At 65.4% G+C, this 17,723-nt stretch carries 23 protein-coding genes and 1 other RNA gene; 10 read left to right on the top strand and 14 right to left on the bottom strand.

What is annotated here, in order from left to right:
- Positions 1–23 precede the first annotated feature (23 nt).
- From JT720_RS07840 to JT720_RS07805, 8 genes are all read left to right on the top strand, one after another.
- Positions 24–2,369 (top strand): chemotaxis protein CheA, encoded by a 2,346-nt coding sequence (locus JT720_RS07840; protein WP_205480620.1) that lies wholly within the window; start codon positions 24–26, stop codon positions 2,367–2,369.
- Positions 2,366–2,803, top strand: coding sequence for a chemotaxis protein CheW (locus tag JT720_RS07835; RefSeq protein WP_205480618.1), 438 nt, complete (start codon positions 2,366–2,368; stop codon positions 2,801–2,803). The genes JT720_RS07840 and JT720_RS07835 overlap by 4 nt, the downstream gene beginning before the upstream one ends.
- 60 nt (positions 2,804–2,863) lie before the next feature.
- The gene (locus JT720_RS07830) at positions 2,864–3,229 is read left to right on the top strand and encodes a response regulator (protein WP_205480616.1); all 366 of its coding nucleotides are present in this window, start codon (positions 2,864–2,866) and stop codon (positions 3,227–3,229) included.
- A 10-nt stretch (positions 3,230–3,239) separates the two neighbouring features.
- Complete coding sequence (gene cheB, locus JT720_RS07825; protein WP_237219837.1) at positions 3,240–4,334, top strand: chemotaxis-specific protein-glutamate methyltransferase CheB; 1,095 nt, start codon at positions 3,240–3,242, stop codon at positions 4,332–4,334.
- Entirely contained in the window at positions 4,325–5,170 is an 846-nt protein-coding gene (locus JT720_RS07820) for a CheR family methyltransferase (protein ID WP_336511967.1), read from the top strand. Before cheB ends, JT720_RS07820 begins: the two co-directional genes overlap by 10 nt.
- 57 nt (positions 5,171–5,227) lie before the next feature.
- Positions 5,228–5,911 (top strand): N-acetylmuramoyl-L-alanine amidase, encoded by a 684-nt coding sequence (locus tag JT720_RS07815; protein ID WP_205480614.1) that lies wholly within the window; start codon positions 5,228–5,230, stop codon positions 5,909–5,911.
- A gap of 121 nt (positions 5,912–6,032) precedes the next feature.
- An RNA gene (gene rnpB, locus JT720_RS07810) (RNase P RNA component class A) lies at positions 6,033–6,408 on the top strand.
- Positions 6,409–6,449: 41 nt separating this feature from the next.
- Entirely contained in the window at positions 6,450–6,983 is a 534-nt protein-coding gene (locus tag JT720_RS07805; protein WP_205480612.1) for a J domain-containing protein, read from the top strand.
- A gap of 3 nt (positions 6,984–6,986) precedes the next feature.
- On the opposite strand, the gene JT720_RS07800 is transcribed toward JT720_RS07805, so the two are convergent.
- From JT720_RS07800 to pspA, 8 genes are read right to left on the bottom strand one after another with little or no spacing between them, the layout of a single operon-like run.
- Positions 6,987–7,412, bottom strand: coding sequence for a hotdog fold thioesterase (locus tag JT720_RS07800; RefSeq protein ID WP_205480611.1), 426 nt, complete (start codon positions 7,410–7,412; stop codon positions 6,987–6,989).
- The gene (locus tag JT720_RS07795) at positions 7,409–7,861 is read right to left on the bottom strand and encodes a SufE family protein (protein WP_205480609.1); all 453 of its coding nucleotides are present in this window, start codon (positions 7,859–7,861) and stop codon (positions 7,409–7,411) included. Before JT720_RS07795 ends, JT720_RS07800 begins: the two co-directional genes overlap by 4 nt.
- Before the next feature lies 1 nt (position 7,862).
- Positions 7,863–8,111, bottom strand: a complete 249-nt coding sequence (locus tag JT720_RS07790; protein ID WP_205480608.1) for a hypothetical protein — start codon at positions 8,109–8,111, stop codon at positions 7,863–7,865.
- Complete coding sequence (locus tag JT720_RS07785) at positions 8,108–8,386, bottom strand: hypothetical protein (RefSeq protein ID WP_205480607.1); 279 nt, start codon at positions 8,384–8,386, stop codon at positions 8,108–8,110. Before JT720_RS07785 ends, JT720_RS07790 begins: the two co-directional genes overlap by 4 nt.
- 8 nt (positions 8,387–8,394) lie before the next feature.
- Positions 8,395–8,706, bottom strand: coding sequence for a hypothetical protein (locus JT720_RS07780; protein WP_205480606.1), 312 nt, complete (start codon positions 8,704–8,706; stop codon positions 8,395–8,397).
- Positions 8,707–8,721: 15 nt separating this feature from the next.
- On the bottom strand, positions 8,722–9,111 hold the full coding sequence (gene pspC, locus JT720_RS07775) for an envelope stress response membrane protein PspC (RefSeq protein ID WP_205480605.1): 390 nt from the start codon (positions 9,109–9,111) through the stop codon (positions 8,722–8,724).
- Positions 9,111–9,440, bottom strand: coding sequence for an envelope stress response membrane protein PspB (gene pspB, locus JT720_RS07770; RefSeq protein WP_205480604.1), 330 nt, complete (start codon positions 9,438–9,440; stop codon positions 9,111–9,113). The genes pspC and pspB overlap by 1 nt, the downstream gene beginning before the upstream one ends.
- 3 nt (positions 9,441–9,443) lie before the next feature.
- Positions 9,444–10,112 carry a phage shock protein PspA gene (pspA, locus tag JT720_RS07765; RefSeq protein WP_205480603.1) on the bottom strand — a complete coding sequence of 223 codons (669 nt, stop codon included), beginning with the start codon at positions 10,110–10,112 and terminating at the stop codon, positions 9,444–9,446.
- 164 nt (positions 10,113–10,276) lie between these two features.
- Here pspA and pspF point away from each other — a divergent pair, with 164 nt between their 5' ends.
- Together pspF and JT720_RS07755 are read left to right on the top strand one after the other, a co-directional pair.
- A complete protein-coding gene (gene pspF, locus JT720_RS07760; protein ID WP_205480602.1) occupies positions 10,277–11,332 on the top strand; it encodes a phage shock protein operon transcriptional activator in 1,056 nt (351 codons plus the stop codon).
- A gap of 216 nt (positions 11,333–11,548) precedes the next feature.
- Positions 11,549–12,154: a superoxide dismutase gene (locus tag JT720_RS07755; protein ID WP_205480601.1), complete on the top strand. Its 606-nt coding sequence runs from the start codon at positions 11,549–11,551 to the stop codon at positions 12,152–12,154.
- A 107-nt stretch (positions 12,155–12,261) separates the two neighbouring features.
- Here JT720_RS07755 and JT720_RS07750 read toward each other — a convergent pair whose 3' ends face one another.
- From JT720_RS07750 to dapF, 6 genes are all read right to left on the bottom strand, one after another.
- On the bottom strand, positions 12,262–13,023 hold the full coding sequence (locus JT720_RS07750; protein WP_205480599.1) for an ABC transporter permease: 762 nt from the start codon (positions 13,021–13,023) through the stop codon (positions 12,262–12,264).
- A gap of 141 nt (positions 13,024–13,164) precedes the next feature.
- Positions 13,165–14,100: an ABC transporter ATP-binding protein gene (locus tag JT720_RS07745; protein WP_205480597.1), complete on the bottom strand. Its 936-nt coding sequence runs from the start codon at positions 14,098–14,100 to the stop codon at positions 13,165–13,167.
- The gene (locus tag JT720_RS07740) at positions 14,097–14,720 is read right to left on the bottom strand and encodes a septation protein A (RefSeq protein ID WP_205480595.1); all 624 of its coding nucleotides are present in this window, start codon (positions 14,718–14,720) and stop codon (positions 14,097–14,099) included. Before JT720_RS07740 ends, JT720_RS07745 begins: the two co-directional genes overlap by 4 nt.
- Positions 14,717–15,634, bottom strand: a complete 918-nt coding sequence (ftsY, locus tag JT720_RS07735; protein ID WP_205480593.1) for a signal recognition particle-docking protein FtsY — start codon at positions 15,632–15,634, stop codon at positions 14,717–14,719. The genes JT720_RS07740 and ftsY overlap by 4 nt, the downstream gene beginning before the upstream one ends.
- Positions 15,631–16,911, bottom strand: coding sequence for a MiaB/RimO family radical SAM methylthiotransferase (locus JT720_RS07730; RefSeq protein WP_205480591.1), 1,281 nt, complete (start codon positions 16,909–16,911; stop codon positions 15,631–15,633). Before JT720_RS07730 ends, ftsY begins: the two co-directional genes overlap by 4 nt.
- On the bottom strand, positions 16,908–17,714 hold the full coding sequence (dapF, locus tag JT720_RS07725; protein ID WP_205480590.1) for a diaminopimelate epimerase: 807 nt from the start codon (positions 17,712–17,714) through the stop codon (positions 16,908–16,910). Before dapF ends, JT720_RS07730 begins: the two co-directional genes overlap by 4 nt.
- Positions 17,715–17,723: the final 9 nt, after the last annotated feature.

Below are 17,723 nucleotides of genomic sequence, written 5' to 3'. Positions count from 1 at the left end.
CAACTGCAGCCGGGTTGGGGCCGATGGACGATCTGATTGCCGATTTTGTCGCCGAATGCCGGGAAATGCTCGAGAGCCTGGGCGGTGAGATCGTCGCCTGGGAAGCGCAACCGGACGACCGGGCGCGGCTCGATAACATTTTCCGGTTCGTGCATACCGTCAAAGGCAATTGCGGCTTCTTCGACTTCCCTCGGCTTGAGCAGCTGAGTCATGCGGCCGAGGATGCCCTGGCCGATGTGCGCGCGGGCCGCCGGCGCGCCGATGCGCCCCTGGTCAGTGCCGTGCTCGCGATTATCGACCGGATCGGCGAGATGGTGGATGTCATCGCCAGGGGCGAAAAGCTGCCGGAGGGAGACGACAGCGCCCTGATCGAGGCGCTAGCCGAAGGGGCGGAGGCTGCCCAAGCGCCTGCCGCTCCCGTGGTCGGGGACACGGCGAAGGGTGCCCAGGCCGCTGCCCCGCGTACCATCCGCCTTTCGGTCGAGTTGCTGGACCGCGTAATGAGCGGCGTCTCCGACATGGTGCTGGCGCGCAACGAACTCGCCCGCCGGCTGCGCGACGGGAATTCCGACGTGGCGGTGGACGGAGCGTTCGAGCGGCTGAGCGGTATCATCGCGGAGATGCGCGATGCGATCACCCGCACGCGGATGCAGCGGATCGAGAACCTGTTCGTCGGCCTGCCGCGGATGGTCCGGGACTTGTGTGGAGAGCTGGACAAGCAGGTGCTGGTCGACATCGACGGCGGCGACGTCGAGCTGGACCGCGAGATGATCGAGATGATCCGTGATCCGCTCACCCACATCGTGCGCAATGCGGTGGACCATGGCATCGAGAAGCCGGTGGACCGGCTAAAGGCCGGCAAGCGCGAGATCGGGATGCTGAGCGTTTCCGCTCGCCAGTCCGGCAACCAGATCCTCATCGACATCGCCGACGACGGCCGCGGGATCGATGGCAAGAAGCTGGTCGAGAAGGCGGTCGCGGCCGGCATCCTCGAGGCTGCGGACGCGGCCAAGCTGACGGCCAAGGAGCGGCTGCAGCTGATCTTCGAGCCCGGCCTGTCGACTGCGCAGCGGGTGACCCAGATCTCGGGGCGGGGCGTCGGCATGGACGTGGTGCGTTCCAACGTCGAACGCATCGGCGGCATCGTCGAGCTGGAGTCGAGGCCGGGACAGGGCACTCGCATGACCTTGCGCGTGCCGCTGACGCTGACGATCATTCCGGCGCTGACCGTCTCTATCGGCAACCAGCATTTCGCGATCCCGCGCTCGGCGATCGAGGAGATCGTTCGCGCGAACGGGGAGAGTGTCGCCCTGTCACGCATCGGCGGGGCGGGGGTTGCGACGATCCGGGGCCGTCGCGTTCCGGAGATCGCGCTGGCGGACGTGCTCGGCCTGCCGAGCCCGCTGTCCGATGAAGAGCGCACGCTGATCGTGCTGAAGCCTGCGGGTGGGGACGTCTATGCGCTGGCCGTGGATAGGGTGCATGACCACGAAGAACTGGTGGTCAAGCCAGCCGCGCCGGCGGTGATGGCAACGGGGCTTTATGCCGGAACGACGCTCGCCGACGACGGGTCGCCGATCCTGCTGTTCGACCCGGCAGGCCTTGCCCGTGTCGGGGGTGTGCGGCTGGAGGCTCAGGAACGCAGCAGCCGCGTCGCGGAGGAGAGTGGAGCCTCGGTCAAGCCCGGGGTGTCCGTGCTGCTGTTCCGCAGCCTGGATGGGGCACGCCGTGCCATTCGCCTGGCCGTCGTCGACCGGATCGAGGAGGTGCCGTCCGAGGCGATCCAGATCGGCGCGGGTCAGCTGCGGGTTCAGTTGGGTGAAGCGATCCTTCCCCTGGCCGGAATGGAAACACCGCCACCCCCTGGCGAGAAGACGCGGATCTTCCGCCTCAACGATGGGATGATGGAGATCGGGCTGGCCTTCCGTGAGGTCATCGATCTGTCGCAGATCGCGGCCGAGGTCATTCCGGCGCAGTCGCCGGGGCTGGTTCAGGGCGTCACGCTGATCGATGGTCAGCCGGCCGAGCTGATCGACGCGCACTGGCTGTTCGCGAGGTTCAGCAATCCGGCAATTGCATCCGGCCGGCAGCCGGTCTGTCGCCTGCCCGAAGGCGACGCCTGGATGCAGCACATGCTCCGGCCCATCGTCGAAGCTGCCGGCTACGTGGTCGTGAGCGGGGAGGGGGACGTCGAAGCGGACCTCATCATCGCATCCGATCCGGGCGAGCCGCCGGCGCAGGAGGCGGAGCGAACCTTGTGGCTGCGCAGCAATCCGGAGGCGGCCGACGCCGATCCGCGCAGCATCTATCGCTATGATCGCGCCGGGCTGATGATGGCGCTCAAGACTGCCGCTGGAGGGGTCAAGTGAACGAACTCCTGCTGATTGTGACGATCGCGGAGCAGCGCGTGGCTCTTCCGGCAGCTGCGGTGGAGAGCGTCGTCGAGCTGGACACGCTGATCCCCGTGCCGCGCGCGGTTCCCCATGTCGCCGGCCTGTCCGCTCTTCGGAGCCGGGTGTTGACGGTGATCGACTGCATGCGAAGCCTTGAACTGGGCGTGAGCCGGACCGAGGGCCTGGTCGAAGCGGCGGTCGTCGAAGTGGACGGCCACCATTATGCCCTGATCGTCGACAGCGTCGAAGACGTGGTGGAGGCGCTTTCCGATCCGTCCCCCGTTCGCGCTGCCATGGGGCCGGGCTGGGAACGTGTGTCCGTCGGGATGGTGGAGACCGAAGAAGGCGCGCTCCTGCTGGTGGACGTGGCGGCGTTGGTCCTGGGCGCTGCCGAAGCCCGAGCGGCTTAAGCTCTTCGTTACCCTTCGCAATCTACAAATCGGCTGCCGAACCCAAGGAATTACGTGTCCATGAAAACCTGTCTGATCGTCGACGACTCAAAGGTCATCCGGAAGGTTGCCCGGCACATCCTCGAAACACTCGATTTCACCGTCGAAGAGGCTGGTGACGGCCGCGAGGCTCTGGAGCGGTGCGAAGACAAGATGCCGGACGTGGTCCTGCTCGATTGGAACATGCCGGTGATGAGCGGGATGGAATTCCTGAAGCTGCTGCGGCAGCGCGGACATGGCGACCAGCCCAAGGTTGTATTCTGTACGACAGAGAATGACATGGCGCACATCCGCGCCGCGCTCGAGGCCGGCGCCGACGAATATGTGATGAAGCCATTCGACCGCGAAACCCTGCACATCAAGCTCCAACTCGTCGGCGTAGCGTAAGGCCCGGCCGATGAGCCCGGCGCTCGCCACGAGGCGGGAGGGAGTCCACAGGCCCACCCGACCGATCCGCTTGATGATCGTCGATGATTCGATGGTCGCGCGGGCAGTGCTGTCGCGCATGATCGAGAGTGACGGCGGGTTCGAGATCGTGGCCGTGGCCGGCACGGCCGAGCATGCCGTCGACGCGCTGGCTCACGTCCGGGTAGACGTCGTCCTGCTCGACCTGGAGATGCCGGGGGCGGGTGGCCTGACCATGATCCCGAAGATTCTCGCAACCGCGCGCGGCGCACGGGTGATCGTCGTCTCCTCTTTGGCCGAGGAAGGCGCGGAAGAGACGATCGCGGCCCTTGCGCTCGGCGCTGCCGATACGCTCCCGAAGCCGGGCACCGGGCGGTTCAATGGCCGCTTTTCCGAAGTCCTGCTCTCGAAGCTGCGGGCACTCGGCCATGCCGAGGACCGGGTGGAACCGGCCCGCTCCAAGCAGTCACCTTCGACCCCGCTGCGGGCGATGAGCAACGATGCCCTCGGCGTTCTTGCCATCGGTGCATCCACCGGCGGTATCCACTCCCTCGGAACCTTTTTCCAGGCGCTTCCGCCGGTCCTGGGAGTGCCAATCCTGGTGACCCAGCATCTTCCGGTCCCCTTCATGGAGGTATTCGCTCGCCAGCTCGGCACCAGCGCACGCCGGGAAGCCCGGATTGCACAGGAAGGGATGGAACTCCTGCCGGACCAGATCCTGATCGCGCCAGGGGACGCCCATCTGACTGTCGAGAGCGTTGGCGGTTGCCAGCAGGTGCATCTGATGCGGCAGAGCGTGTCGAGTGGCTGCCTTCCTTCGTTGGACCCGATGCTGGCCTCACTCGGCCCGATCTACGGCACTGCAGCAGTTGCCGTGGTGCTGTCCGGAATGGGCCGCGACGGCACCGAGGGTGCCGCCAAGCTGGTGGCCTGCGGCGGTGCGGTGATCGCCCAGGATGAAGCCTCCAGCGCCGTGTGGGGAATGCCGCGCGCGGTAGCCGAGGCGGGGCTCGCCTGTGCCATCCTGCCGCCCGACAAGATCGCCCGGCGTGTTGCGTCCCGAGCCGGGGATGTTGCGTGGAAATAAGCGACAGCAGCTGCCGCATCCTCGCCGGCCTGCTCGAGGCGCGGACTGGTCAGCAACTGACGATGAGCAGACGCTGGCGCCTGGAGACCGCTTTGTCCGGCATCCTGCGCGAGCGGGCAATCAGCAGCATCGACGAGCTGATCACCATCCTCGTCATGGGGCGAGAGCCTAGTCTGGCCACACGCGTGGTGGAGGCCCTGTTGAACAACGAGACCTACTTCTTCCGGGATCGCCTGCCGTTCGACCTGCTGACGCAGCAGGCGCTTCCGGCCCTGGCTCAGCGGCGCGCCAAGACCCGTCGGATCCGCGTCTGGTCGGCCGGCTGTTCGACGGGGCAGGAGGCCTATTCGCTGGCGATGCTCTTTGCGGAGCAGCCGCAGAAGTGGGCCGGCTGGACGATCGACATCCTCGGCACCGACGTTTCCGCATCCGTGATCGACCGGGCGCGAGCCGGCGCCTACACGCAGTTCGAGGTCCAGCGCGGACTTGGCATCCAGCAGATGATCAAGTGGTTCGAGGAATCCGCCGAAGGCTGGCGCGCGGTCGAGGCGCTGCGTCGCACGGTCCGCTTCCAGGTCCACAACCTCCTGGAGCCGCCGCCGCACCCGGGCGAGTTCGACATCGTCCTGTGCCGCAACGTTTTGCTCTACCTGAACGAAACGACCCGGGCGAAGGCGTTCGACCGCCTTGCCGCGGCGCTTGCCCCTGATGGGTGGTTGATGCTGGGTGCGGGGGAGACGGTGATCGGCCAGACGAACCGGCTTGAGGCGGATCGTGAGAAGCGCGGCTTATACCGTCACGCGGGCGCCACAGGCGATCTGCTCAAGACGGCTTGATCCGCCTGAAGGCTTGACCCGTCCGCTGGCCCATGTGCCTCATGCGGAAGCGTGGACATGATCGATCTTCCTTCGCCCAATCACGACGAGCGCCAGCTGCCGGTCACGATGATCGTGCTGCATTATACCGGAATGCCGGACTGCCAGGGGGCGTTGGACCGGCTGACCTCGCCCGAAGCCAAGGTCAGCAGTCATTATTGCATCGATGAGGACGGCACAGTCTATCAGCTCGTAGACGAGGAGCGCCGCGCCTGGCACGCGGGCAAGAGCTACTGGCGCGGCATCCGCGACGTCAATTCGGCGAGCGTCGGCATCGAGATCGTCAACCCGGGGCACGAGTTCGGCTACCGGTCCTTCCCTGACGAGCAGATCGCAGCGCTCATACCCCTGGTTGCGGACATCAAGGAGCGGCACGGGATCGGCCGCGGCAATGTGGTGGGACACTCCGACATCGCGCCGGCCCGCAAGGAGGATCCGGGTGAGCTGTTCCCCTGGGAGGCCTTGGCGAAGCGCCGGCTGGCGCTCCCGAGCCCAACCCGCAACCTGATCGATCCGTTCTGGTCCGACGCCGCCTTCCTGCTGGCGCTGGAGCGGTTCGGCTATGATGTCACCGACAGCTGGAAGGCGGTGATCGCCTTTCAGCGGCGATTCCGGCCGGAGCGGATCGACGGGATCATCGATGGGGAGTGCCGGGCGAAGTTGCTGGCGCTCCTGTTGCCAAGGCCGATGGGGGAGCCGTGAACAGGAGCGCTCACCCTGAGCCTGTCGAAGGGTGCTGAGGAAGCGTGGTCTCCAACACCCTTCGACAAGCTCAGGATGAGCGCATTGGTTTGCGTATTTAGTTAAGCTATACCGCACCCCGTCAGAGGGCTGGGCGGCCGCGGGCTCCTTCGGGGGCGCGAGGAAAGTCCGGGCTCCACGGAACAACGGTGCCGGGTAACGCCCGGCGGCCCCGAGCGTGTCGAGGGGTCAGGGAAAGTGCCACAGAAAGGATACCGCCCGGCTTCGGTCGGGTAAGGGCGAAAGGGTGCGGCAAGAGCGCACCGCGTCTCCGGCAACGGCGGCGGCATGGTAAACCCCACCGGGTGCAAGACCGAATAGGGGCGGCACATGGGCTGGTTCCGGCTCGTCGCCCGGGTTGGTCGCTTGAGCCTGTCGGCAACGGCAGGCCTAGAGGAATGGTCGCCCAGGTGCAGCAATGCGCTGGACAGAACCCGGCTTACAGGCCCTCTGGCATTCACCCTCGCATCAGGAGGGGCGGCTTATTAGTTAGGACGCAATGGCCAGGCAGACACGTTCCAACGACTGGGGTTTTCCGCGGTGGCGGGCATACGGCGCTTCTCGCGAGGCGACGCGGGTTCGTCTGTGCGATCGGGAGGGTTGTGACCTCCCGGGCGACCGTCCCGCGCCCAAGGCCCCGAACAGCCCCGACCGCTGGCACTTCTGCGAAGCTCACGCCGCCGAGTACAACAAGAACTGGAACTATTTCGAAGGGCTGGGCGCCGCTGACGCGGAGGAGCGGGAACGCAGCGAGCGGGCCAGTGCGAACGGCTTTCGCCATTCCGCCCATTGGGCATGGGGCGGACCGGGGGACGGCAGCCGCAGCCGGGACGAGATGCGGGCGCTGGATACGCTGGAGCTCGAAAGTGATGCGAGCTTCGACGACATCAAGGCTGCGCACCGGCGGCTCGCCAAGGCGAACCATCCGGACCTGACGCCGGGCGACGAAGAGGCCGCGTCACGTTTCCAGAAGGTGCAAGCCGCATATGACGTTCTTCGCAAGGCGGAGGAGCGCCGCGGAAGCGACAAGTAGGGCTTAGTCGTCGCGGATCATGAAGGTCGCGGCGCTATGTGCGATGGGCCGATCCGGATCACCGCCGTGGGCCACGCCACGGACGAAGGCGACCCGGCGGGTGAGCTTGTAGCACTCGCAGCGGGCGATCACCGTTTCGCCCTGGACCGACGGCCGAAGGTAGTCGAGCCGCAGGTCCATGGTCGCGATATGGCGAAATCCGCCGAGCCGCTGCCACACGGCAGTGCCGCTGCACGTGTCGATCAGACTGACGATGGCGCTGCTGGCCATCACGCCGGTTTCCGGCAGGGAGACCAATTCCTCGCGCCAGGGAAGCGCGAGTTCCACCCAGTTGTCACCCTTGGAATGATATTCGAGGCCCAGCGCCCTGCCGTGCCCAACTTTCCGCGCCAGCTGGAAGAAGCGCTCCGGATCGAACCCCTCGCTCACCGGTAGCGCTTCGCCGTGTCCTGGATGAGGGCGATCATGTTGGGGACGCCTTGGGTGCGGTTGGACGACAGCTGACGGGAAAGCTCGAACGGCGCGAGTTGCTGCGCGATGTCGGTGGTCGCGATCTCTTCAGGGGTTCGGTCCTGCACGGCGCTCAGGACCAGCGCCACGATGCCCTTGGTGATCGCCGCATTGCTGTCGGCCAGGAAGTGCAGCCGGCCATCGTCGAGCCGCGTCGGATAGACCCACACGGAGGCCGAGCAGCCGCGCACCTTGGTAGCGTCGGTTTTCAGCGCATCGGGCATGGGTTCGAGCGTGCGGCCGAGGTCGATCAGGAGCCGGTAGCGCTCTTCGCTGTCGAGCAGCTCATAATCGTCGAGGACGTCGGGGAGGCGGGGGAGGGTGGTCACGCGGGCGAGATAGTCGCTCTCGCCTGCAGCGTCACCCATCTTAACGGTCGCGAAGCTCTTCGATCTGCCTCGCGAGGGAGTTTTCCTTCTCCACCGTGATCCGCTCGAGCACCTGCACGCGTTCCTTGAGCTGGCGAACCTCCTGCAGGAGTTGCTGCTTCTCGGGGTCGGGACCGGCGGGAATGCGATCGGCCTTGTCGCCGCGCGACGTGATGCCCATGCGGTGCTTGATGATCGTGAAGCCGAAGATCATCAGCATCAGGACAAGTACGAACTCGAAGGGGTTCATCTTACGCTTTCTTCCGTCTTGCGGGCCGGCGTGCTGCGCAGGGCCTCGATCTGGGCGGCGGTGTCGAAGCCGCGGTCGGTGACGATCTGTTCGAGCACCCGGACCCGCTGCTCCAGCTCTGCCGTATGCGAAGCATATTGCGCCGCCTTCTCCGCCGCCAGATCGGATTGCCGATCAAGCTGTTTTTCCTTGAGGCGGAGCCACATGCGAAACGGTGCGATGCCGATTGCAGCCAAGGGGATGAGGACCCAGATCCAGCTGGCGATATTGTTCATGGCCGACCTCAGTTCTTGGTGATGGCGAGGCTGTCGATCTCGCGAGCCAGGCGGTGGCTCTCATCGGTCACGATCCGCTCCACGGTGGCGAGCCGGTCCTTGACCGAGCTGATCTCCGCCCTCAGCTGAGCGTTCTCCTGGGTGAGCAGCTTGATCCGCTCCTGCGATTCCTTGCTGCTGCTCGGGTGAACCTGCTGGCCCCACGAACCCTCCAGCGGATAACCGTGTTTGATCCGCATCCAGGTCGTGACGACCCAGCCAATCACTGCAGCCAAGCCTACGATCGCAGCCACGGGTGCGAAGGTCTCGAATGGAAACATTGGTCGTGCCCTTCCTTAACGCAGTTGCTCGATCTCGCGGGCGAGCGAGCGATTTTCGGTCAAGACGTAGTGCTCGACATCCCCGAGGCGCCGGTCGATGTCGCGAAGACGGGAGCGGATGTCGCGAGCGGTGCGGGCCGGCGACTGGCGCACGCCCTGCCAGAAGCGCTCCTCTTCCGGATCGCCGCTCCGCAGTTCAGAAGGTTTGTCCTTCGCGACAATGCCGGCGATGAGGTAGATGAGGAGCGGCATACCGCTGCCCATCAGCACCGCGGCAACGAAGATGATGCGGACGAGGGTGACGTCGAACCCGGTATAGTCGGCGACGCCGGAGCAAACGCCCATCACCTTTCCATTGCGCTTGTCGAGGTAGAAGCGCGTCCTGCTCGGAGGCTGGGTCGGCATCAGCGATACTCCCTGCTAGTGGGTGCGTTGGTGCGGATCCTGCCCAGATCCTCGTCGAGGCTGCGATCCGTCCCGAGCAAGCGAGAGGATTCCGGCAGGCACTGCTGACGCCAGTTCGGGTTCTCGGCAGTCATGATGCGCTCGATCGAGCACAGCCGGTCATCCAGCCGCCGGGCGAGGTCGTGGAGGTCGTCGAGCAGCTTCTCATCCCCGGACGTGAGCGTCGCAGCGGTCTTCCACTTGGTGATGTAGTGAAAGATCAGCCATGGCAGACCGATAAAGAGAATGCCCAATGTGACGCACAGGGCGAGAAATTCCCCAGTTTCCATACCTTACTTCCCCTTGCCGGCCAGCTTGGCCTTCAATGCTTCCAGTTCCGCGTCGACCGCTTCTTCGGCACGAAGTTCGGCGATCTCTTCCTCGAGACTCTTGGGTCCAGTCATTCCGAGAGCCTCGGCCCGCCCTTCTGCGAAGTCCGCCCGGCGCTCCAGCAGCTCGAAGCGGCTGAACGCGTCTTCGGTCCGGCTTCCGTTCAGCACTTCGCGGGCCTTGGCGCGGGTCACGGCGCTCTCCATCCGGGTCGCCAATGCGTTCTGCCGAGCCCGCGCCTCACGCAGTTTCGACTGGAGCTTGGCGATGTCCGCTTCATAGCTCTTCAGCGTGTCGTCGACGACCTTGATTTCGGCTTCGAGCCCCTTGGCCATGTCGGCGGCCTTCTGACGCTCGATCAGCGCCGCCTTCGCGAGATCCTCGCGGCCTTTGCTCAGAGCCAGTTCGGCCTTCTCGGTCCAGCTTTCGGTCAGCCCGTCGAGCCGGGAGATCGCCCGGCGCATTTCCTTGGCATCCGCAATGGAGCGCGCGGCCGATGCACGGACTTCGACCAGCGTCTCCTCCATTTCCAGGATGATCATGCGGATCATCCTGCTGGGGTCTTCCGACCGGTCGAGCAGCTCCGTGAAATTGGCTGCCATGATGTCCCGTGTCCGGGAAAAGATGCTCATCTATTCGTACCTCGCAAGGCAGAAGGGTCCTGTCGATGAAAGACTATGCAGGGTTCGTGCCATTTTTCGAGCAAGGGCAGAAAAGCAGGAAACGGCCCATTTCCGCCGTTCCGACAAGCTGAAATAACTTGCCAAGCCTCGGGAATCTGCACCAACTCTTTGGCGTGGAGCGGACCCAGTCCTTCATCGGCCAAAGCCTTGCTTTCCTCGACGCGGTCGAGCGTGCCAGCCGTGCAGCGCCGCTCAACCGGCCGGTGCTGGTGATCGGTGAGCGCGGCACCGGCAAGGAACTTATCGCGGAGCGCCTGCACCACTTGTCGTCCCGCTGGGCTGGCCCGCTGGTCACGATGAACTGCGCGGCGCTGCCCGAGAATCTGATCGAGGCGGAGCTGTTCGGGCATGAGGCCGGAGCGTTCACGGGCGCGTCCAAGACCCGCCACGGCCGGTTCGAGGAGGCCGATGGCGGCACGCTTTTCCTCGACGAGCTCGCCACGCTGTCGTCGCCAGCGCAGGACCGGCTGCTGCGGGCGGTCGAATATGGGGAAGTCACGCGCATCGGCGCATCGAAGCCGGTCAAGGTCGATGTCCGGATCGTCGCCGCCACGAACGAGCATCTCCCGCGACTCGTCGACCAGGGCAAGTTCCGGGCGGACCTGCTGGACCGCCTGTGCTTCGAGGTCGTGACCCTGCCGCCGCTGCGGCTGCGCCAGGGGGACGTTCCGCTGCTTGCGGAGCATTTCGGTCGACGCATGGCGGTCGAACTCGACTGGCCGAGTTGGCCCGGCTTCACGCGCCAGGCGATGAGTGAGCTTGAAGGCTATAATTGGCCCGGGAACGTGCGGGAGTTGCGCAACGTGGTCGAACGGGCCGTGTATCGCTGGGACGATCCGGAGCGGCCGATCGACGCCATCCAGTTCGATCCCTTCTCCTCCCCGTGGGCACCGGGGAAGACGATCGTTGCCGACGCGCCGGCGAGGGATGTGACCGGGTCGGAGGAGGAGCCGACAGCGCCAGTGCCGGTCGCTCCTGCGGCAGGGTCGGTGACCACGAGCGACTTCCGCGCGGCGGTGACGTCCTACGAGCGTGCGCTGTTGGAGGATGCGCTGGCCCGCAACCGCTACAACCAACGCGCCACGGCGGCGGCGCTGAACCTTAGCTATGACCAGCTGCGGCATGCGTTGAAGCGGCACAAGCTGCTCGAGGGAGAGCAGGCAGCTTAGCCCTGTTGCGCTCACCCTGAGCCTGTCGAAGGGTGACGAGGGCAGACGCTTCGACAAGCTCAGCGTGAGCGCGTCCATGCGGATCGCTTCGACAGGCTCAGCGTAAGCGCGTTCATGCGCATCGCTTCGACAAGCTCAGCGTGAGCGCATTTTGCGCTCGTTGACTCACCGTCTCCCACCGACCACATCGCGGCCAACCTCAACAGGAGAACCGCCATGGCTTTCGAAGTCGCCCCGCTGCCCTACGACTATGCCGCGCTGGAGCCGCATATCGACGCGCAGACGATGAAGCTGCATCACGACAAGCATCACCAGGCCTATGTCGACAACCTCAACAAGGCGGTGGACGCGGATCCCAACCTGCAGGGCAAGAGCCTGGAGGACATCCTCTCGAGCGTGGGATCGGCTCCGCCCGTCGTGCGCAACAATGGCGGCGGCCATTGGAACCACAGCTTCTTCTGGGAGATCATGGGTCCCGGAGGTGGGCAGCCGGCCGGCGAACTGGCAGATGCGATCACGTCGAAGTTCGGCTCGTTCGACGCGCTGCAGGAGCAGTTCAACACGGCGGGCCTCGGGCGCTTCGGCTCGGGCTGGGTATGGCTGATCGCGGTGCCCGGACAGGGGCTGGAGGTCGTGTCCACGCCGAATCAGGATAATCCGCTGATGGACATTGCCGAGAAGAAGGGCACTCCCATCCTCGGCAACGACGTGTGGGAGCACGCTTACTACCTGAATTACCAGAACCGCCGCGCGGATTACCTCAAGGCGTGGTGGAACGTTGTGAACTGGGATAAGGTGCAGCAGCGGTTCGCAGCGATCTGATCTCAACCGCGTCATTCCCGCGGAGGCGGAATGCCATCTCCCGACCTTGCTGATCTTGGTTGTGTTGGGAGATGGACCCCCGCCTTCGCGGGGGTGACATTTACGGGCTAGGCTTTCAGCCGGTACCCCGTCCTGAAGATCCACCAGATGCCTGCCAGACAGGCGAGGGCGAAGGCGAAGGTCGCCACCAGTGCGGTCCCGAAAGCCACGTCCGCCGTCCCGAAGAAGGTCCAGCGGAAGCCATTGATCAGGTAGACGACGGGATTGAACAAGGTGATCTGACGCCAAGTCGGTGGGAGCATGTCGATCGAGTAGAAGGCTCCGCCGAGGAACGTCAGCGGCGTGACGATGAGCAGCGGGATCACTTGCAGCTGTTCGAATCCCTTGGCCCACACGCCGATGATGAAGCCGAACATGCAGAAGGTCAGCGCCACGAGCGCGAGATAGAGCAGCATCAGGACGGGGTGCTCGATCGTCAGTGGTACGAACAGGTGGGCGGTCGCCAGGATCACCAGGGCTACGGTGAGTCCCTTCGTCGCTGCGGCGCCAACGTAGCCGAGCACGGTCTCGAAGGCGGAAAGCGGCGCGGACAGGATTTCGTAGATGGTGCCGGTGAAGCGCGGCATGTGGATGCCGAAGCTGCCGTTGAAGATGCTCTCGGTGAACAGGCTCAGCATCATCAGGCCCGGCACGATGAATGCGCCATAGGGCACGCCGCCGATCTCGGTCATGCGGCCGCCGATCGCCGAGCCGAACACGACGAAGTAGAGGGAGGTGGTGATCACCGGGACGGCCAGCCCGGTCCATAGCGTCCGCCGGAAGCGGTGCATCTCGAACTTGTAGATCGCCCAGACGCCGCGCCAGTTCATGGTCTTGGTCCTTGAGTACGCTTCGACTGGCTCAGCGTGAGCGCGTGGGGAGGGTTGCGCTTCAACAGGCTCAGCGGGGGCGCGGGGGGAGGGCCATACCTCATGCGCTCACCCTGAGCTTGTCGAAGGGCCCTCGAGAAGTCACGCAATACGACCTCCATGGATCAGGTCGACGAAGATGTCTTCGAGGCTGGATGTCTTGGTTTCCAGGTCCTTGAAGCCGATCCCCAGGTCACGCATCGCAGCCAGCAGGGACGGGATGCCGGTGCGCTCGGCCTTGCCGTCGAAGGTGTAGGTCAGGTGGGTGCCGCCGTCGTTGAGCTTGAGGTCCCACTCGTCGAGCACGGCCGGCACCGCGGTCAGCGGCTCCGCGAGCTCCAGGTGCAATTCCTTGCGGCCGAGTTTCTGCATCAGGGCGTTCTTCTCTTCGACGAGGATCAGTTCACCCAGCCGGATGATGCCGACCCGATCCGCCATCTCCTCGGCCTCCTCGATGTAGTGGGTGGTAAGGATGATGGTGACGCCCCGCTCGCGCAGGCGGCGGACGAGGGCCCACATGTCCTTGCGCAACTCCACGTCCACGCCGGCGGTCGGCTCGTCAAGGAAGAGGATGTCGGGTTCGTGGGCGAGCGCCTTGGCGATCATCACCCGGCGCTTCATCCCACCGGACAGCTCCTTCATGATCGTGTGGCGCTTGTCCCAGAGGGTCAGGTCGCGGAGGATCTGCTCGACATATGCCGAGTTCTTCGGCTTGCCGAACAGCTCGCGGCTAAAGCTCACAGTGTTCAGGACCGGTTCGAAGGCGTCGGTCGTGAGTTCCTGTGGAACGAGGCCGATGCGCGTGCGGGCGTGGCGGTAATCGTCGCGCCAGTTCCGGCCGTCGACGAGCACCACGCCATCGGTTGCAGTGACGATGCCGCAGACGATGGAGATCAGCGTCGTCTTGCCCGCACCGTTCGGCCCAAGCAGAGCGAAGATCTCCCCGCGGTGGATGTCGAGGTCGACAGCCTTCAAAGCCTCCGTGCCGCTCTTGTACGCCTTGCGCAGGCCGCGGATGGACAGGATGGGTTCGTTCATTCGACCGGTCCCGGCTCGGCAAGGTCAGCCTTGTCCGTCGTCAGCCCGTGCCGAAGCAGCATGGGGATGTTGGCAGCGGCGAACAGGAAGGTGAGGGGGATCGCGCCCCACAGCTTGAAGCCAACCCAGGTGTCCGTGCTGAAGTTGCGCCAAACCGCCTCGTTGATGAGGGCCATGAGCGCAAAGAACAGCGCCCAGTTGCGCGTCAGCTTGCGCCAGCCTTCGTCGGTGAGGCCCGGATAAGCGCTGCCGAGCACGAGCTTCAGCAGCGGCTTGTCCCGCCACAGGCCGAAACCGAGCAGGACGCCAACGAACAGGTAATAGATGGTCGGCTTGACCTTGATGAACGTCTCGTTGTGCAGCCAGATGGTGAGCCCGCCGAGGATCACTACCATCACGCCCGAGAACCACAGCAGCGGCGAGATGTGGCGGTAGCGGATTGCCGAGAAGATCATGGCCGCAACCATCGCCACCATGAACGCGCCGGTCGCGACGAAGATCTTCATGATCGGCGGGACGGGCGCGGCGAAGTTGGTGATGAAGAAGACCAGCAGCGGCCCAAGGTCGATCAGCAGCTTGGCGCTGCCCGTGGGCTCCTGCTTAGAAGCAGCGGTGTTCATTCGGGCGGAAGTCCTGCAATGGCGCGGGCAACCGCGCGGGGGTCGAAGGGACGGAGGTCGTTCACGCCTTCGCCGACGCCGATGGCATGGATCGGAAGCCCGAACCTCTCGGCTGCCGCGACCAGCACGCCACCCCGGGCGGTTCCGTCGAGCTTCGTCATCACCAGACCGGTGACGCCCGCGAGGTCGCGGAACACCTCGATCTGGTTGAGCGCGTTCTGCCCGGTGGTCGCATCGAGGACGAGCACCACATCGTGGGGAGCTTCCGGGTTGAGCCGGCCAAGGACGCGGCGGACCTTGCTGAGCTCGTCCATCAGGTGCGTCTTGTTCTGGAGCCGCCCGGCGGTGTCGACGATCAGTGCATCGATGCCGGTGGCGGTCGCCTGCTTCACGCCGTCGTACACGATCCCCGCAGCGTCGCCGCCCTCCTTGCCGGAGATGACGGGCGCTCCGATGCGTTCGCCCCAGATGCGCAGCTGCTCGATTGCGGCGGCCCGAAAGGTGTCGCCGGCGGCGAGCATCACGCCATAGTCCTGTTCCTGGAGCAGGTGGCCGAGCTTGCCGATGGTGGTGGTCTTGCCCGACCCGTTGACCCCGATCACGAGGATGACGTGCGGACGCGGAAAGCCCCAGACGTCGAGCGGCTTGGCGACGGGAGCGAGGATCTTCTCGATCTCCTCGGCCAAAATGGTGCGGAGGCCGCGTTCGTCGAGTTGCTCGTAGCGGCGCGCGGAGATGGCCTCGCGGATACGCCTGGAGGCTTCGGGCCCGAGATCGGAGGCGATCAGCGCTTCCTCGATGTCGTCGAGGGTCGACGTGTCCAGCGCCTGTTTCGAGGCGAGCCCGCTGATGTTTTCGCCAAGCCGGTCGGCGGTCTTCTTGAAACCGCCGGTCAGCCGTTCAAGCCAACTCATTGAACAAACGTCCCGATCAGGTGGTCGCCGGTGCGACCGATGATGCGCGCAAGGCCCGTCTGGCCACGCGACGAGCCGGCAACGAACACTGGCGCGAAACTGTCCGTATGACCCTTCTCGCTGTTCTCGATCAGTACGGGCTGGGCGGAGCCGACGAGACTGTCGAACCAGGCCGAACGGCGCTCGGCAGCCGCGGCGCGGAGGCGGGCGGCTCGCGCCTTGACGATCTCGCGCTCGACCTGCGGCATGCGGGCGGCCGGCGTGTTCGGTCGGGGCGAGAAGGGGAAGACGTGGGCTGCGACTATGCCGCAGTCGTCGAGGAGTCTCAGCGTGTTGATCGCGGCTTCCTCAGTTTCGGTTGGAAAGCCGGCGATCAGGTCCGCCCCGATGGTTGCATCCGGCCGCAGCGTCTTGATCCGCTCGACGAGCCGCACCGCGTCGGCACGGGAGTGCCGGCGCTTCATGCGCTTCAGGATCAGGTCGTCGCCGGCCTGCAGCGACAGGTGGAAGTGCGGCATGAGCCGCGGCTCGCCGGCGATCAGCGCCATGAGCGCTTCGTCGACTTCGATGCTGTCGAGGCTTGAGAGCCGAAGGCGCTTCAACGCTGGCAAGTCGACCACCAGCCGTTCGCATAACGGACCAAGCCCGCCTTCGACGCTGGTGATGTCTACCCCGGTAAGCACGATCTCCTTGGCGCCAGCCGCCAGCTCGCGTGCAACCGCATCGCGCACGGCCGAATAGGGCAGGGTCACGCTCGGCCCTCGCGCCTGCCAGATGGTGCAAAAGGTGCACCGATGGTCGCAGCCGGTCTGAACGGCGACGAAGCTCCGCACGCGCTGTCGGAAGCCGGCGGCGACGGGGGAAGAAGTAAACTGGAGTGAGCGGCTGGCAATCTTCTCGCTCGTCCTGAGCGGAGCACGGAGTGCCAAGTCGAAGGGCGTGTCACCTGCCGAGCGCCCTTCGACTTCGGCCTGACGGCCTCCGTTCAGGACGAGCGATGAGGAGGCCAACTTGCCCCCATTGCCCACCACCAAGTCCACTTCCGGCATGACGGCAAAGCTCTCGGGCTCCAGCTGTGCCGCGCAGCCGGTGACGACGATCCGGGCCTCTGGCCGCTCCCGCCGAGCGCGCCGGATTGCCTGCCGCGTCTGCCGCACCGCCTCCCCCGTTACCGCGCAGGAGTTGACGATCACCGTGCCGTCCGGGGCGCGGGCCTTCATCGCCTCACTCTCAGCGAAGTTCAGGCGGCAACCCAGCGTGATCGTTTCCACGCTCATGCGCCAAGCCGCTCCAGCTCGATCTCACCCCGAAAGACGTGGGTGGCTGCACCGATCATCTTCACCGGCCCGCCCGGCGACCAGGCGACGGTCAGGGTTCCGCCGGGCATGCTCACACGGACGGGCGAGGTCACGCGCTTCGACCGAATTGATGCGACCGCGGTGGCGCAGGCGCCCGTGCCGCACGCGAGCGTCAGACCCGCCCCGCGCTCCCAGGTACGCAGCTTGATGCTGCCGTCAGCAAGCACTTGAGCGACGTTGACGTTGATTCGCTCCGGAAAGGCCGGATCATGTTCGATGCTCGGGCCCAGCCGAACGAGGTCGATCGAGTCCACATCGTCCTCGAAGAAGACGAGGTGCGGGTTGCCGACGGAGAGCGCCATCGGCTTTTCCAAAGGGCCCCAGCCCATCGGCACCGCGTCCGTGTCCATCGGATAGGTGAGAGGCACCTCATCCCACTCGAACCTGGGCTCACCAAGTGAAACCTCGATCGTTCCGTTCTGCGTTGCGCCGTGGACGATGCCTCCGCCGGTCTCGAGGGTGGTGACCCGCGTGAGTGCAACCACGCAGCGGGACGCGTTGCCGCAACTCTGCACTTCTCCGCCGTCATGGTTCCAGATGCGCATCCGGAGGTCCGCGGCCGTGCTGGGCTCCAGCACAATCAGCTGGTCGCATCCGATCCCCGTCCGCCGGTCAGCTACCGCCCGCGCGAGCGCCTCCGACATGGCCAGCGGATCCTGGCGGGCGTCGAAGATGACGAAGTCATTTCCAAGCCCATGCATCTTGTCGAATTGCCGCGGCATGCGAGGCGA

Source organism: Sphingomonas arenae (genome assembly GCF_016924655.1).
In the GTDB taxonomy this organism is placed as follows: domain Bacteria; phylum Pseudomonadota; class Alphaproteobacteria; order Sphingomonadales; family Sphingomonadaceae; genus Sphingomicrobium; species Sphingomicrobium arenae.
The sequence above is the reverse complement of the archived record's forward strand: the minus strand, read 5'-3'. Positions and strand labels throughout refer to the sequence as shown.

Bases quoted from the DNA above. Each gene is read 5' to 3' on its own strand.
- JT720_RS07840 (WP_205480620.1), top strand. From the start codon at position 24: ATGGACGATCTGATTGCCGATTTTGTCGCCGAATGCCGGGAAATGCTC.
- JT720_RS07830 (WP_205480616.1), top strand. From the start codon at position 2,864: ATGAAAACCTGTCTGATCGTCGACGACTCAAAGGTCATCCGGAAGGTT.
- cheB (WP_237219837.1), top strand. From the start codon at position 3,240: ATGAGCCCGGCGCTCGCCACGAGGCGGGAGGGAGTCCACAGGCCCACC.
- JT720_RS07815 (WP_205480614.1), top strand. From the start codon at position 5,228: ATGATCGATCTTCCTTCGCCCAATCACGACGAGCGCCAGCTGCCGGTC.
- JT720_RS07805 (WP_205480612.1), top strand. From the start codon at position 6,450: ATGGCCAGGCAGACACGTTCCAACGACTGGGGTTTTCCGCGGTGGCGG.
- JT720_RS07795 (WP_205480609.1), bottom strand. From the start codon at position 7,861: ATGGGTGACGCTGCAGGCGAGAGCGACTATCTCGCCCGCGTGACCACC.
- JT720_RS07790 (WP_205480608.1), bottom strand. From the start codon at position 8,111: ATGAACCCCTTCGAGTTCGTACTTGTCCTGATGCTGATGATCTTCGGC.
- JT720_RS07785 (WP_205480607.1), bottom strand. From the start codon at position 8,386: ATGAACAATATCGCCAGCTGGATCTGGGTCCTCATCCCCTTGGCTGCA.
- JT720_RS07780 (WP_205480606.1), bottom strand. From the start codon at position 8,706: ATGTTTCCATTCGAGACCTTCGCACCCGTGGCTGCGATCGTAGGCTTG.
- pspC (WP_205480605.1), bottom strand. From the start codon at position 9,111: ATGCCGACCCAGCCTCCGAGCAGGACGCGCTTCTACCTCGACAAGCGC.
- pspB (WP_205480604.1), bottom strand. From the start codon at position 9,440: ATGGAAACTGGGGAATTTCTCGCCCTGTGCGTCACATTGGGCATTCTC.
- pspA (WP_205480603.1), bottom strand. From the start codon at position 10,112: ATGAGCATCTTTTCCCGGACACGGGACATCATGGCAGCCAATTTCACG.
- JT720_RS07755 (WP_205480601.1), top strand. From the start codon at position 11,549: ATGGCTTTCGAAGTCGCCCCGCTGCCCTACGACTATGCCGCGCTGGAG.
- JT720_RS07750 (WP_205480599.1), bottom strand. From the start codon at position 13,023: ATGAACTGGCGCGGCGTCTGGGCGATCTACAAGTTCGAGATGCACCGC.
- JT720_RS07745 (WP_205480597.1), bottom strand. From the start codon at position 14,100: ATGAACGAACCCATCCTGTCCATCCGCGGCCTGCGCAAGGCGTACAAG.
- JT720_RS07740 (WP_205480595.1), bottom strand. From the start codon at position 14,720: ATGAACACCGCTGCTTCTAAGCAGGAGCCCACGGGCAGCGCCAAGCTG.
- ftsY (WP_205480593.1), bottom strand. From the start codon at position 15,634: ATGAGTTGGCTTGAACGGCTGACCGGCGGTTTCAAGAAGACCGCCGAC.
- JT720_RS07730 (WP_205480591.1), bottom strand. From the start codon at position 16,911: ATGAGCGTGGAAACGATCACGCTGGGTTGCCGCCTGAACTTCGCTGAG.
- dapF (WP_205480590.1), bottom strand. From the start codon at position 17,714: ATGCCGCGGCAATTCGACAAGATGCATGGGCTTGGAAATGACTTCGTC.